Consider the following 14,069-nt stretch of genomic DNA (forward strand, 5'->3'; position numbering starts at 1 on the left):
TTTGAGGGCAAGGGGGCCCGACGCGGGAGTCTCATCCCGTCTGTGAACGTGCCACGTAGACGGTGTTGTCCGAAGTGCCGCCGCGCAGCGGGTTGTCGAAGGTGACGACGTGCGGGGTGGATTCGGCGAAGACCTCCGCGAGCGCCGATTCGAAGCTCTCCTCCGGCGGGTCGTCCGACCACAGCGCGAACACGCCTCCAGGGTGCAGTCTTTCGGCCAGCCTGCGCAGCCCCTCCGGCTGGTAGAAGGACGCATGGCTCGGGTGCAGGACATGGCTCGGGGAGTGATCGATGTCCACCAGGACGGCGTGGAAGCGGCGCCCCGGAGTCACCGGGTCGAGACCTGGCTCGGCGTGCCGTGCCTGGGAGAAGAAGTCGCCTGGGATGAGGCGGCAGCGGGGGTCTGCGGTCAATCGGGCGCCGAGCGGTACCAGTTCACGCTCATGCCACTCGATCACCTCGGGGAGGGCTTCGAGGACGGTGAGGGACCGGACCCGCGGATCCTGCAGCACCGCATCCGCGGTGTACCCGAGTCCGAGCCCACCGACCAGGACGTCCAGATCCTCGCCCGAGCATTCGTCCAGTGCGAGCTGCGCCAGGGCGACCTCTCCGGCGGTGAAGAGGCTGGACATGAGGAAGTCGTCGTCGAGCTTGACCTCGAAGACGTCCGCGCCGGACGAAGGGTCCCGGCGTCGCCGCAGGCTGATCTCGCCCTTGGGGGTCGGCCGCCAGTCGAGTTCCTCGAAGCGTGCGCTCATGTGATTCCCTCACTCAGGTCGGGGTCGTGTGCTGTTCGTCGGGATCCGCCGGACTCCGACTCCGGCTCTGGGTTTCGGGCCAGGAGGAGCGCGACCGCTGCCGCCACGGGGACGGCTGCGAAGAGGAGCATCGCGGGCGCGTAGTGCCCCGTGACGTCATGTCCGAGTGCGACCGCGACGGGGCCGAAGGCGCTGGCGGCGATGGTGATCGTGTGGGCGCTGCCGCGGATCGCGCCGAGGTGGGCGGTTCCGAAGTACCGGGGGTAGGCGCCTGCTTCGACGGCTCGCAGCAGGCCGTTGGAAGTTCCCAACAGCACGCCGAATCCCACGGCGCTCCACCCGGGTGTGACGAACCGTATGAGGATCATGGATGCCGCGAGAATCGTCATGGCACCGGTCAGCACGGCCTTGGGCGATGCCCTGTCCAGCAGCGCACCGGCGACCAGCGTCATCATCAGGGCCGCTGCCGTCTGAGGCAGGAAGTTGGCCGCGGCCTCGACGGGGGTGAGACCGCGTTCGCCGAGCAGCCCGATCTGGTGGAAGTTCAGGCCGGTCGTCAGCATGCTGCTGGCAGCCAGACATGCGGCGACGGCCCAGAACATGCCCGTCCGCAGCGCCCGGCGCAGTGGCCAGCCCGTCAGTTCCTCGTTCGCGTGCTCGTCGGGCGGCCGGGAGGCGCCGTCCACGTGCTGCCCCACATCGGCAGGCCGGTTACGGATGCCGAACAGGGCGATCGGCAGGACGAGGGCCCAGACGGCGAGGCCCTCGGCGGCCCATGCCTGGCGCCAGCCGATCCCGGCGACAAGCCGCTCCAGGGCCACGGGGGCCAGCGAGATGCCGGCTGTGCCGACGGCGCTGGTGATACCGAGTGCGAGGCCGCGCCGCTTGTCGAACCAGTAGGCGACAGTGGTCGTCGCGACCAGGGACAGGGCACCCTGTCCTGCCATGCGGATGCCGATGAAGCCCGCGGTGAGTCCGACGAGGCCGGTGACAAAGGAGAGTGCGAGGAGGATCGCGCCGAAGACGGCGGCGACGACGGCCATGACGCGGCGGGGGCCGAAGCGGTCGACAGCCCGTCCGACGAGCGGCATCGCGCAGGCCCCGGTCAGTGTGCCCGCGAGATAGGCGGTGGAGATCTCGGTGCGGCTGATGCCCAGATCGTCGATGAGCGGATCGATGAACAGAGAGATGCCGGTGGTCTGCCCGGGCGCGGTCAGCGCCATGGCCATGGCGCTGAAGGCGACGATCCGCCAGCCGTAGAAGCCACCGGTGCGATGCTTCCTGGGAGCCCGGCCCTCGGACGGAGCCGGTGCGGCCGGCAGTGCGGCAGAGCCTTCGCAGCCGGTGACGCGTTCGGTCAAGGCTTACTCCAGATCGGACATCTCCGGTCGCCGGGCAGGGGGTTGGTGCGGTCGGGGGTGCTCGCCGCCCTTCCCCGCAGGTGGTAGGGAAGGGCGGCGGGGCTTCAGTGGGCGTCGGTGAGCTGTCCGGCGAGCCGGTCGTGCATGGCGGCGCTGGGCCTGTTGAGGCCGACGATGGTCACCTTCTTGCCGCGGTCGGCGTACTTGGTCTCCACCGCGTCCAGCGCGGCGACGGAGGAGGCGTCCCAGATGTGGGCGTCCGACAGGTCGATCACCACGTCGTCGGGGTCGCCCTTGTAGTCGAACTGGTAGACGAGGTCGTTGGAGGAGGCGAAGAACAACTCCCCGGTGACCGCGTAGACGGCCTGAGTGCCGTCCGGGTCGACGACGCCGGAGACGTTGACCAGGTGCGCCACGCGGCGGGCGAAGGCGACCATGGCGGTGAGCGAACCGACGACGACACCGACGGCCAGGTTGTGCGTGGCGACGACGACGATCACGGTCACCGTCATCACCACGGTTTCGGAGACCGGCATCCGCTTGAGCGTCTTCGGCTGGATGGAGTGCCAGTCGAAGGTGGCGACTGAGACCAGGATCATCACCGCGACCAGCGCGGCCATCGGGATGTCGGAGACCAGCGGTCCGAAGGCGATGCACAGCACCATCAGGAAGGACCCGGCCAGGAACGTCGAAAGCCTCGTGCGGGCCCCGGACGCCTTCACGTTGATCATCGTCTGGCCGATCATGGCGCAGCCGCCCATGCCGCCGAAGAACCCGGTGACGATGTTGGCGACGCCCTGCCCGATCGACTCGCGGGTCTTTCCCGAGTGCGTGTCGGTGATGTCATCGACGAGCTTGGCGGTCATCAGCGACTCCATCAGGCCGACCAGCGCGAACGCGAACGCGTACGGGGCGATGACCGTCAGGGTCTCCAGTGTGAGGGGCACATCCGGGAGGCCCGGCACGGGGAGGGAGGAGGGCAGCTTGCCCTTGTCGCCGACCGTCGGCACCGCGATGCCGGCGCCGACGGTGATCATCGTGAGGACGGCGATGGAGACCAGCGGCGCGGGGACGGTCCTGGTGATCCTGGGGAAGAGGATCATGAGGGCGAGGCCGCCCGCGATGAGCGGATAGACCGCCCACGGCACATCCGTCATCTCCGGAACCTGTGCCATGAAGATCATGATGGCCAGGGCGTTGACGAAGCCGACCATGACGCTGCGTGGCACGAACCGCATCAGCTTGGCGACGCCGACGGCGCCCAGGACGACCTGGATCACGCCGCCGAGGATGACGGCGGCGATCAGGTACCCCAGCCCGTGCTCGTGATTCAGCGGCGCGATGACCAGGGCGATGGCGCCGGTGGCCGCGGAGATCATCGCCTTCCGGCCGCCGACGACGGAGATCACCACGGCCATGGTGAACGAGGCGAACAACCCCACGCTGGGGTCGACCCCGGCGATGATGGAGAAGGAGATGGCTTCGGGAATCAGGGCGAGAGCGACGACGAGACCGGCCAGCACCTCGGTGCGGAAGATCCTCGGGGACCTCGTGAACTCGGGCCGGGCGAGACGGGACAGGGACAGTCGCGACGTCGTGGCCGCGGGGCTTTCAGCGGACATGCATCCGTTTCTGATCAGGCGCGCGAACAGATCGCGCACATCGTGCGTGCTTCGTCGACTCCGCAGCGGGCGAAGGACGTTCTTCTGCCGAGGCGGTCGGCGCCGCCGGCCACGGTGTGAGGCCCTCACGCTGAACGAGGCATCAGGAGGGCGGCTCATCAGGCCGCGGGTCGGGCATCATTGCCCGACAGGTCAAGGGGGGCCTTCCGAAGGGGCCATAGCGAGGCGGGGTTCCACCTGCGAACGCGACTCTACCCTAACGTGAGAGGCGTTTTTCCTGCCCAGCCTGTGAACCGCATGACAGCCAACCCATCGACCCCCTGTAGAAAAGGGGACAGGGCCGATGCCCCCCCCGAGAAGGAGAGCGTGTGCTGATGGCGACGACGGACCGGCGGATGCAGATCGGTGAAGTGGCCGAGCGGACAGGTCTGTCCCTGCGCACGATCCGTCACTACGAAGAGGTCGGCCTCGTCATCCCGTCCGCGCGCAGCAAGGGCGGCTTCCGGCTCTACACCGAGTCCGACATCGAACGGCTCATGGTGATCCGCCGGATGAAGCCGCTGGACTTCTCGCTGGAGGAGATGCGGGACCTGCTGGAGATCACCGACCGGCTCGGCGCGGGCGACGCGGAGGAGGGCGAAGTGGAGCGGCTGCGGGAGCGGTTGGACGCCTACCGCAAGGTCGCCGATGCGCGCTGCGAGACTCTGCGCGTCCAGTTGATGGCCGCCGAGGATTTCGCGGCCACCCTGCGCAGCAGGCTCAAGGACATCTCCTGACCCGGGGGCCGGCGACTCAGGGCCGCTCAGTAGCTCCACCACCGGCCGGTGTCCGGCCGCGGAACCCACGTGTAGACGCCCCCCTCTGCGGGCCCCCTGCGGTAGACGGCCGCCACGCGTGAGGGCTCGAACGACTCCAGCAGCTCCCACCGTCCGAGCGAATCTGTGTCCTCGAGGAGGATGCGGCCTGAGTCCGTTCGTACGGCCCGCCCGGCCTCGACGACTCTCTCGCCCCCGTCGGACAGGCACAGTCTGAACACCGCCATCACAAAGCTCCTTTCACAGGCCGATGGGCACCTGCGGCAGGTATTCCCAGATCTGCCGCAGCGAGGTGAACTGCCGCACGGGCAACTGCCCCAGCACCTGGGCGACTTCGGGGCGGCTCGCCGAGACGGCACGCAGCAGCGCATCACGGTCGGCCGTGCCGCCGTGTGCGAAGAGCGGCTCGAGATGGCGGGCGATCTCCAGACGCGTGACATCCATGGACATGCCCTCTCCCGGACACCGGAACGATCAGGAACAAGTGCGCGGCTTCGGCACTTGGGGCCGCCTCCGAGGGGGCGCGACGACAGGAGGCACGCAGCCCCGGAGGCGGCTTCGGAAGCAGGCCGAGCGAACTCGGCGAGCACTCCATACTCTAACGCAAGGGGAGAGTTGGCAGGCAAATTCCACTCACTCGCGCGGGCCTCCTGGTTACGCTTCTGGTGATCTCTGTCGCCCTGGCAGAGTGCTCGGCGAGCTGTCCAACTCTCACGTTATGTGAGAGTATGGGGGCTTGAAGGCCACCTCCTCCTGGACTGGTGAGGAGTGGCCCATACGGTTCCGGCCCGGACCCCCGTCGTGCCGGAACCCGCACAGAGGACCCGGTTCCGGCGCCTCCCCCCCCATGCGGCGCCGGGCCGTGTCCCCGTCGACGCGGCCCTGACAGGTGTCTCCAGCCTCCTCTCAGGGCCGCTCCTGGTCGCGCCGGGGCTCAACGCAGAGCGGAGACCGGGTCGCGGGCGAGCCAGCCGCGGGCGCCCCAGAAGTCGACGGCCCTGCAGAAGGTGTCCCGGGCGCGGCGTGCGGTGGGCGAATCGCGGTCCTTCCAGCGCTTGTCGAACCAGGCCGTGAGCCAGTCCTCACTCGATTCGGCGTCCAGTACGGAGAGCCGGTTGTAGGAGCCGAGATATGCGCCGAGGAGCACCAGCGCGGTGTGGTCGGCCTCGCCGGACGCTTCTGTGAGGAAGGCCGTGATGGCCTGTCCGACGGTCGGAACCTGAGTGCGGGCGGGCTGCGGACGCGAGCGGCGGGGGCGGTCCGCGGTACCGGTGGCGTTGCCGGTGCTCGGGCGGCCGTCGTCTTTGCCCGGGGTGTGGTGGGGCCGCGGCACGGAGGATGGAGAGCGCTGCGGCTGCGGCGCTGCGGGGGCTGCAGGGTTGTCGGTCCGGCCGGGCGGCTTGCGAGGAGCCGCCGGTACCGGCGCTGCTTTCCCGCCGGCGTGGAGCGCGGCCGAGACGTACGGACTCGGCACGGGGATGTTCTCCCCGAGGGAGGTCTCCAGCGCCTGCGCGTCGCAGCGGCGGCAGAGCGGCAGTTGACGCCACCCGATGATGGAGAGCTGGGTCCCGCGCGAGTGCCGGGTCATGGCCTGGGGCCGCTCGACGAGGTCGCTGCCCGAACAGGTGGCGCAGACCGGCGCACCCCGCATCCACTCCGCGCCGCACCCGTGACAGGTGACGCGGATGTCGTCGTCCTGCGGGGCTCCCGAGAGGTCTTCGGCTTCTCCGCACGAGGGGCAGCTCAACTCGTGTGCCATGAGGCGGCCTTCTCTCCTGGTCCGGGTCTATTCGTGGGCGGCGACGAGGTGTTCCAGCGGGGCGGCAGGGAATTCCCGTTCGAAGGAACCCGCCTGCCAGCGGCTGGGGAAGAGCGCCAGCCAGCGGTTGTCCCTCAGGCGGGTCAGCGCTTCGCCCTGGACCAGCCGGGAGCCGTTCAGGGCCTCGGCGCCCGCCTTGTCCGTGGCGCGCGCCAGCCGGTACGGCAGAGACTCCAGCCGCAGGGGTGCGGAGAACTCGTGCTCCATGCGGTGCGCCACCACGTCGAACTGCATCGGCCCCACCGCGGCCAGCACCGGCGACTGCTCACCCCGCCGGTCCGAGGCGAGTACCTGCACCACACCTTCTTCGTCGAGCTGTGCGATACCGCGGCGGAACTGCTTGGAGCGTCCGACGTCGACCGGGCGGGCAACGGCGAAGTGCTCGGGTGCGAACGTCGGCATCGGAGGGAAGACGGCGCGCTCACCGCTGTAGAGGGTGTCGCCCACGGACAGCGCGGTCGCGTTGACCAGGCCGACCACGTCGCCCGGGTAGGCGGTCTCCACCGCGGAGCGGTCCTGGCCGAAGGCGCTGTGCGCGTATTTCGTCGCGAACGGCTTGCCGCCCTGCGCCCGGGTGACCGTGGTGCCGCGCCGGAAGACGCCGGAACACACCCGCAGAAAAGCGATCCGGTCACGGTGCGAAGGGTCCATGTTTGCCTGGACCTTGAAGACCAGGCCGGAGAAGTCCGCATCCACCGGGCGGCTGCCACCCCCTTCCACGGGACGGGGCGAGGGTGGTGGCGCCGTGTCGACCACGGCATCCAGCAGCAGCCGCACCCCGATGTTGGAGACCGCGGCCCCGAAGAAGACCGGCGTCGACTTCCCCGCCAGGAACTCCTCCTCGTCGTGCACCGCCCCGGTCTCTCGCAGCAAATCCAGCTCTTCGGCCGTCTGCTCCCAGTCCGCGCCCTCCTCGGCGGCGGCCCGCGCCGCGGTGAGGTGCTCTTCGACCGCCTCCTTCGCGCCGCCCGGTGTACGTGCGTAGCGCAGCATCCGCCCGGGATCCCGTGCGTCGACCAGCCCACGAAGGTGCCCGGCGATGCCCACCGGCCAGGTCACCGGCGTGGGTCGCAGCCGGAACTCCCGCTCGATCTCGTCCAGGAGCTCCAGCGCGTCACGGCCGGGCCGGTCCCACTTGTTGATGAAGGTGATCACGGGGATGCCGCGGTGCCGGCACACGTCGAAGAGCTTCCGGGTCTGCTCCTCCAGCCCCTTGGCCGCGTCGATGAGCATCACCGCGCAGTCCACGGCCGCCAGCACCCGGTAGGTGTCCTCGGAGAAGTCCGCGTGACCCGGGGTGTCGAGCAGATTCAGAACCTGGCCGCGGTAGGCGAACTGGAGCACCGCCGAGGTCACAGAGATCCCGCGGGTCTTCTCCATCTCCATCCAGTCCGAGGCGACTCCGCGCCGGTCACCCTTGCCGTGCACGGCGCCGGCGGAGGTCAGTGCCCGGGCATGCAGGGCCAGGGCCTCGGTGAGCGTGGACTTGCCCGCATCCGGGTGGCTGATGACGGCGAACGTACGGCGCCGCGCGGCCTCTGCCGCCACCGCTGCCGCCGTCACCGGTCTGCCCCGGGGCGACGTTCGGGAGCGGCATCGACCAGACGCGCCAGGTGGCCGTGCAGGGAACGGGCGAACGCCTCCGCCGAGGCCAGCTCTGCCCGCAGGTCCTCACACCGCGCGTCCGTCTCCTGCCAGTACTTGCGCAACCTGCCTACCAGTTCCTCGTGAGCGTTCCTGTCCGAGAAGGGCTCGGAGGAGGCCGTCTCCGGCAGCAATTCCAGGACGTCCAACAGGCCGCGCACGTCCTCCAGGCAGAACCCCAGAGGCCGCATCCGCCGCACCAGCTCCAGGCGGCGCACCTCCATCTCGGTGTAGAGCCGGAAGCCGCCCTCGCTCCGCTCGGCGGCGCCGACCACCCCGACCTCTCCGTAGAACCGGATCGTCCGCAGCGAAAGCCCCGTCCGTTCCGCCACTTCGCCGATCCGCATCAGCCTGTGAGCCGCCATCACCACCGCCCTTCACCCTCAACCCTACTCTCACGTTAGGGAAAGGTTGCAAGCCGGTTGTCGTTCTCGGCGGAGGCGGTATCCCTGTCCGGGCGTCCGAGGCTCTGTCGAGCGCGGCGACGCGTCCGGCGAGCCGCCGCTCAAGAGGTGTCGGAAGCGGGAGCTCGACTGCGGGCGATGGCAGGTGCACATCCTGTTCACTGATCGGCCGCTGTGGTGGCGCCTCGTCGGCTGCCCGGGTGGGTTACCCGAGTGGTGTGCGCGAGGGCCGTTGCGAGGTATGCGGTGCCGAGTCGTTCGCTGTTTTGCCTCCGGCCAGCCGAGGAGGTGCGGTGTCGAGCTACCAGCCCGGCGGCAGGTTGCGGTCGCTTCCGAGGCCGGTTCACTTGCGAGTCGACGCGCAGATGGTGATCACGCCGAGGCGTACCAGCTCTTCGACGTAGGCATTCGGGCGAAGCGCTGAGCCGTAAGCCCAGTCCATGACGTCCAATTCGTACTGCGGTTGCCAGTCCACGCATCTCATGCCCTCGATGTACCGGGCCACTTCGATGGGAGACGCACCGTACCGCTGCAGCAGTCGGTCTGCCACGGATGCGGCCGCAGCGACCCGCAGGGGATCGGCCCACATACCGCGCTCACGAATCAGGCCCGTCCTGCGGCCCGATCGCAACCCGCACAAGATCGCGGGATCCTCGCCACGGCGCTGCAGCATGATCGGGGTGACCAGCATGACCAGGACAGCCGTGAGGGACACGAATTCCCTGTCGTTGCTCGACGGATATCCGTCGAGCCAGGCGTTGACCCTCTCCTGGTGACGGATCACGGAGTCCGCGGTAACAGGCAGAGGCCTGTGCATGCGCACCCAGAAGTCGCACGCCTCGGCGTAGCCGTATGGGTTCAACCGCGCTTCGCCGCCGGCCAGACAGTAATCGAGGGCGAAGTGACGGCCGAAGTACACCGGTGACAAGCACCGAATGCATTCCGCGGCCAGGAAGACGCGGTGCTTCAGGCAGGCGAAGCTCCACGGTAGGAGCCACTGCAGCAACCATCGGGAGTCGTTCTCACGCAGGCACTGAGTACACCAGCGTGCTCGGTGGTCCGAGAACCAGGCCGAAGTCCGCCACTGCTTGAAGACGGTCCCATCCGTCCAAGGAATCGGAGGCATGTGGGGCAGAGCGCTACCCGCGTAGCGAGCCAGGGTCATCCCATGGAGGACTTCTTCGCTCGTTTCCGTCTCGTTGCTCAGCCGACGAGCTGTCTTGGCAGTCAAGCGTGTCTGTGCCCTCGAAAGAGCGTCGTCGGAGTACAGGCGAAGGTCTCTGAAGAGTGCCGAGGTCTCAACTCCGCGGTTGCGGGCCACGGCCTGGATCCAGCTGGCCAGGGACTCTCCCTCGAGCGGCTGCAAGGCAGCAGCGTCCGTGCGCGGACGAGGGATGGAGGGGCTTTGAGTCCGCGAGGTGGTTGCTCCCATGCACCAGATCTTGGAGCGCGTCGTCCCTGTTGAATCCCGGCTCGGGAGCACACCACCAGCGCGAGTGACATGCGCGGCTCGCTGTTGATCAGCGCCCTGCGCCGCCGCGATCCACGCATGGCCCCACTGAAGATGCGATTCGAATAGCAACCCTGGAGGGTTGCTCCATGACGCCTACCTCAACGTGCAGATCCCGGAAATTCGTGTACGTGGTCATGCTGGATCCGTCCACGCAACGTGTCCTCCTCGTTCGGAGCGGATCTGCGGCGAGCGCCTGCTGGAGCGCGCCGAAGGTGACCGTCCGAACTGGCGTCAGCTACCGATCCGACGCGGTCAAGTTCATGCGTCGCCGGCGGAAGCTGGGACCGGTGCGTATCGCTCCGGTAATCGGGCGGTTGTTCGCCATCGACGACACCGAGAAGCTCGGGTACGTCGTACTCGGGCTGCCGGAAGCCGGAGGTTGGAAAGACAAGCCTGGCCGGATGCTGGGGCCGGGAGCTCGTTGGTGGACGCTCCACGCACTCGAGTCGGAACGGATCCAAGTCGAGCCGCCGCAGTTGCTCGACCTCGTGGATGGCTACTGGGAGGGCTGGCTGCCGGATGGAGAGGTCTCGCTGGTGTGAAGCGGGTCCAGTGCTGTCCGACCGCAGGCGGGCGGGGACTTGGCCCGGCGGTCAGCGGTCGTCCTGTCGGAGTCCGGCTCCGCGATCGTGCCCGGGGTCACTCGGCACGAACTCTCTGAACAAGGTCTCGGCACTTGGTGCGGTTCTTGAAGAGGCTCGTCAGGTAGCTGCCCGGGTGTGCCTCCTCCACGCTCGAAGTGAGGGCTTGCAACGCCCTATTCGCCAGAGAGGGGACCCGCTTCAGCTCCAGGGACCAATCGTGCTCTGCGTCATCGATCCGCTGGAGGTCGAGTTCTCTGAAGACCAGATGGAGGACAATCCGGTTGCCTTGGAGGCATATGGATCGGGCGCGGCCTTCGAGTTCACGCTTCGCTTCCTCAAGGGTGGCGTCCACCTCCCGCATGACCTCGACGCAGCGCCAGACGCGATAGGGTCCGACACCCGGATTGAAGAGTGTCCGGTAAGGGGGCTTTTCTGTTGACTCCCAGAGTCCGCCGACCCGGCTCTTCGCCAGCACGGCAAGGCTGGGCTCGCGGTTAGCGCACGCCAGAGCCACGGTCGCATCCACCACTGTGCAGCCGTGCTCAGGACTGGGAGTCTTTTCGCCGCGCTTGATCGAGTATGTCTTCTTGAGTGAAAGTGCCAGTTCCGTTCTTAGGCGGTCCTGCTCTGGATCGAGTGCTACGAAGTCGCGAGTTTCGACCGTATTTTGCGTATTTGTTGCCCTGGTCACATCTGTGGCGAAGCCCTCGGGGCAGCCTTCCAAGTTGATGAAGCGCACCCAGACCAGAGCTTGGTCCAAGCCGTTATCACCCCTGTGCGCGGCTTGGTTGATGCTCGCGACAGTCTGGGCCCCGTTGACGATGCTCACTCCCGTGAGCGCGAAATCGCCGAAAGTTCGCGTTGCTGCCCCTCTCGGGGTCTTCTTGACGCTCTCACAGAGAGCGGTGACGCCGTTGTTGAAATACCAGAAGTGCTGCGGGTCTTTGAGCAGGGTCTGCGCCACTGACTCGTTGACTCCGGTGTTTCCAAGAGCCTTTCTGATGTTCTGAGAGAAAAGGCGGTCGCCGAAGCGTTCGTACCATCCCGCGATGTCTGCGGCGGACACAACGCCATAGTACGCTTCGTAAGGCTCGCTTATGGTACCCCAATTTCCTAACTGGGCATTGAAGTCGATGCGTGAACCGCCAAGCCCCTCAGAAATAAATGAATGAAAGTCGGTGAGACCCAAGACTTCCATCGAGACAACCTCTTGGGTTTCGTTCATTTCTGCGAGCAGATCGTCGAATACAGCCGAGGATGGGCCTGCCAGCTCAGTGATCCCGGTGGTGGCCACCACCAGCACGAACTTTACATCTATGTCGTCGAGAGCCGCGGTGATCTTCTCTTCGTGCGCCCGAAGGCGCGAATTGAAGCGATCGAATTTTGTGTCGAGGAGGTCTTTGAACCCGGCCGCGAAATTCCGGGAGTCTCCGAGGCCCAGGCTGCCGTCACCTGACCCGTCCCACTTGGATTGGACGACGATAACTTTGCGTTGCTGAGCGTCGATCGCGATCGCGTCGATTCCGTTGTCGCCAGATCCGTCGACAACTGCTGCAGCGGCCTCCCCGGCAGACAGTTCAGTGAACCGCTGCACCGCAAGGGCAGCCAGGGCACGGCTGAGAAATGCCTTCTCCCGGACTGAGGCAGGAGCTTTCTCGTAGTCACTCAAGTCGATGTGTTCTTCGAAGCCGGTGTGCAGTGCGTCCTTGATGTGCCTGACCCACAGCTTCTTCATGCCGCCCCCCTGCTCCGTCAACGCCCGTAGGCATCTCACGACCCAGGCCGCCTACGGTAACGATGACGCAGGATGACTGGGAAGAGGCACTGTGTGATCGCTGCTGATTTGTTGTCATGGTTCGCGGGGTTTCGTCCTCGACAAGGGTGTGTGCGTTCGGCGCAGTGCGGGTGACCGCTGCCTGGTGCACCCATCGTGGCGGCGGCCGACTTCGCCAGGGACTTGGGAAACGATCTTCAACAGCGCGGGAAACGATCTTTGCGCAGGTCAAGTAGTGCCTGGCCAGTGAATTTCGTCGGTTCCCCACAGAGAGACACCGACGAAACGGGTCTCCGCCAGTGACGAAAGTCGCGGCGGGGGCCCTTTCTCGTCGGGTGGGCGCTGCAGGCGTCCTCCTGGGGTGCTTGATCGGATACGGGCGCCCGGACAGAGCGGCGAAGAAGCCGGAGAGCCGGCCGCGGACGTCCGGTTCGATCTCGGCCTCGCGGGTCCGCCTCGACGTCGTCCGGCGCGGCGGGCGGGCCGGGGGTCGTCGGCCGGTGTTGTGCGAGACGCGAGACGAGTTCAGCGGCGGCCGGTCGGTCCTCCGGTGCCTTGTGCAGACAGTCCTGTGCCAACTCCCGCAGGCCGCAAGGCATTGCGCCGAGATCGGGCGCCTCGTACACGACGCGGAAGAGCAGGGTGTGCGACGGACCGTCGCCGAAGGGTCCGGTGCCCGTGGCCGCGTGGACGAGCAGAGAGCCGAGAGAGAAGACGTCCGCAGGCGGGCCCGCCGGCCGCCCCAGTGCCTGTTCGGGCGCCATGAAACCCGGTGTGCCGAGGATCGTTCCCGCCCCGGTCAGATCGGTGCTTCCGGCGGTCTCCAAGGTCTCGAGGGCCTTGGAGATGCCGAAGTCGATAACCCTCGGACCGGTTCCCTGCACCGGCTCGACGGGAGCCGACTGTCTTCCAGGAGCCGGCGAACGGTTCGCGGTGGTCCTGATCCGGGTGCCGACCGGGCGTTGCGAGCCCTCCTTCTCGCCGTTGGATGCCCAGTCGGGGTCGAGTGGCCGGCCGCCGCCCCGGGCTGCACGAGGGTCCGGCTCGTCGACGCCGCTGCGGCGGTGCTGGTGCGGCTCACTCCGCGGACGCGCGCCCGATGGCGCAGGGGGAGGAGGGATTGAGGCGGCCGTTGATGGCGAAATCGAAGTGACGCACGGTCTCGACGGCCAGCCCGTTCCGTACCAGGGCCGATTCCGGGTCGCGGCTGAGATGGCAATTGCCGCCCAACCGGGGCCAGATGAGGTCCAGGGAGCGCTGCATCCTCGCGAACCGCGGCCGGTCGGAGCGGATGTGCTCGTAGAAACGCAGGTGCCCGTCCGGCCGCAGCACGCGACGGATCTCGGTGACGGCGCGGTCGACGTCCCGTACGGAGCACAGCACGAGGGAAACGATCACGGTGTCGAACGCGTCGTCCGGAAACGGGAGTTGCTCGGCCCTGCCGGGCACCACCTCCACCGGGAAGGGGGCCTCCTCGGAGGCTCGCTGTGCACGCGCGCGCAGCCGCGGCTCCGGTTCGACGGCGACGAGACTCTCGACGGCGGGCGGGTAGAACGGGATGTTCGCACCGGTGCCGACGCCGATCTCCAGAATCCGGCCTCCGGCACCGTCGAGCAGTTCTTCCCGGTGAGCTGCGGCTCCATGGGTCAGCGCGAACCGCTCGATCCGCGGGTAGATGCGTGCGAACACCGGGTGGGAGATGTCCTCGGGCATGCGTGCTCCTTGCTTCACGGTTCGCTCGGCCGGAGCTCCGGCGAGGTCGGGCGGCTCCTGGGT

At 67.7% G+C, this 14,069-nt stretch carries 14 protein-coding genes; 2 read left to right on the forward strand and 12 right to left on the reverse strand.

Annotated features, from left to right (window positions below):
* Positions 1–31 precede the first annotated feature (31 nt).
* The 3 genes from H180DRAFT_RS05040 to H180DRAFT_RS05050 form a co-directional block, all read right to left on the reverse strand.
* Complete coding sequence (locus H180DRAFT_RS05040; protein ID WP_055484742.1) at positions 32–757, reverse strand: polyamine aminopropyltransferase; 726 nt, start codon at positions 755–757, stop codon at positions 32–34.
* Complete coding sequence (locus H180DRAFT_RS05045) at positions 754–2,118, reverse strand: MFS transporter (protein ID WP_254665883.1); 1,365 nt, start codon at positions 2,116–2,118, stop codon at positions 754–756. The genes H180DRAFT_RS05040 and H180DRAFT_RS05045 overlap by 4 nt, the downstream gene beginning before the upstream one ends.
* A gap of 104 nt (positions 2,119–2,222) precedes the next feature.
* Positions 2,223–3,740 carry a SulP family inorganic anion transporter gene (locus H180DRAFT_RS05050; RefSeq protein WP_055484923.1) on the reverse strand — a complete coding sequence of 506 codons (1,518 nt, stop codon included), beginning with the start codon at positions 3,738–3,740 and terminating at the stop codon, positions 2,223–2,225.
* A 374-nt stretch (positions 3,741–4,114) separates the two neighbouring features.
* Between H180DRAFT_RS05050 and H180DRAFT_RS05055 the strand changes: the two genes are divergently transcribed.
* On the forward strand, positions 4,115–4,516 hold the full coding sequence (locus H180DRAFT_RS05055) for a MerR family transcriptional regulator (protein WP_055484924.1): 402 nt from the start codon (positions 4,115–4,117) through the stop codon (positions 4,514–4,516).
* Positions 4,517–4,542: 26 nt separating this feature from the next.
* On the opposite strand, the gene H180DRAFT_RS05060 is transcribed toward H180DRAFT_RS05055, so the two are convergent.
* The 6 genes from H180DRAFT_RS05060 to H180DRAFT_RS30765 form a co-directional block, all read right to left on the reverse strand.
* The gene (locus H180DRAFT_RS05060; protein WP_055484743.1) at positions 4,543–4,782 is read right to left on the reverse strand and encodes a hypothetical protein; all 240 of its coding nucleotides are present in this window, start codon (positions 4,780–4,782) and stop codon (positions 4,543–4,545) included.
* A gap of 13 nt (positions 4,783–4,795) precedes the next feature.
* Positions 4,796–4,999: a hypothetical protein gene (locus H180DRAFT_RS05065; protein ID WP_074466654.1), complete on the reverse strand. Its 204-nt coding sequence runs from the start codon at positions 4,997–4,999 to the stop codon at positions 4,796–4,798.
* A gap of 490 nt (positions 5,000–5,489) precedes the next feature.
* Positions 5,490–6,314 (reverse strand): hypothetical protein, encoded by an 825-nt coding sequence (locus H180DRAFT_RS05070; RefSeq protein ID WP_055484745.1) that lies wholly within the window; start codon positions 6,312–6,314, stop codon positions 5,490–5,492.
* A gap of 27 nt (positions 6,315–6,341) precedes the next feature.
* Entirely contained in the window at positions 6,342–7,937 is a 1,596-nt protein-coding gene (locus tag H180DRAFT_RS05075) for a peptide chain release factor 3 (protein WP_055484746.1), read from the reverse strand.
* Positions 7,934–8,383 (reverse strand): MerR family transcriptional regulator, encoded by a 450-nt coding sequence (locus tag H180DRAFT_RS05080; protein ID WP_055484925.1) that lies wholly within the window; start codon positions 8,381–8,383, stop codon positions 7,934–7,936. The genes H180DRAFT_RS05075 and H180DRAFT_RS05080 overlap by 4 nt, the downstream gene beginning before the upstream one ends.
* 382 nt (positions 8,384–8,765) lie before the next feature.
* Positions 8,766–9,854, reverse strand: a complete 1,089-nt coding sequence (locus tag H180DRAFT_RS30765; protein ID WP_079099850.1) for a TniQ family protein — start codon at positions 9,852–9,854, stop codon at positions 8,766–8,768.
* Between the two features lie 293 nt (positions 9,855–10,147).
* On the opposite strand from H180DRAFT_RS30765, the gene H180DRAFT_RS05090 reads away from it, so the two are divergent.
* On the forward strand, positions 10,148–10,477 hold the full coding sequence (locus tag H180DRAFT_RS05090; protein WP_139151362.1) for a hypothetical protein: 330 nt from the start codon (positions 10,148–10,150) through the stop codon (positions 10,475–10,477).
* 97 nt (positions 10,478–10,574) lie between these two features.
* Here the strand turns inward: H180DRAFT_RS05090 and H180DRAFT_RS05095 are convergent, their stop codons facing one another.
* The 3 genes from H180DRAFT_RS05095 to H180DRAFT_RS05105 all read right to left on the reverse strand — a co-directional run bounded on the left by H180DRAFT_RS05095 (position 10,575) and on the right by H180DRAFT_RS05105 (position 14,006).
* Positions 10,575–12,254, reverse strand: a complete 1,680-nt coding sequence (locus H180DRAFT_RS05095) for an AIPR family protein (RefSeq protein ID WP_055484749.1) — start codon at positions 12,252–12,254, stop codon at positions 10,575–10,577.
* 236 nt (positions 12,255–12,490) lie between these two features.
* Complete coding sequence (locus tag H180DRAFT_RS05100) at positions 12,491–13,177, reverse strand: protein kinase domain-containing protein (protein ID WP_074466635.1); 687 nt, start codon at positions 13,175–13,177, stop codon at positions 12,491–12,493.
* 193 nt (positions 13,178–13,370) lie between these two features.
* Positions 13,371–14,006: a class I SAM-dependent methyltransferase gene (locus tag H180DRAFT_RS05105; RefSeq protein ID WP_055484750.1), complete on the reverse strand. Its 636-nt coding sequence runs from the start codon at positions 14,004–14,006 to the stop codon at positions 13,371–13,373.
* Positions 14,007–14,069 lie beyond the last annotated feature (63 nt).

The sequence above is a fragment of the Streptomyces sp. WMMB 322 genome (assembly GCF_900090145.1).
In the GTDB taxonomy this organism is placed as follows: domain Bacteria; phylum Actinomycetota; class Actinomycetes; order Streptomycetales; family Streptomycetaceae; genus Streptomyces.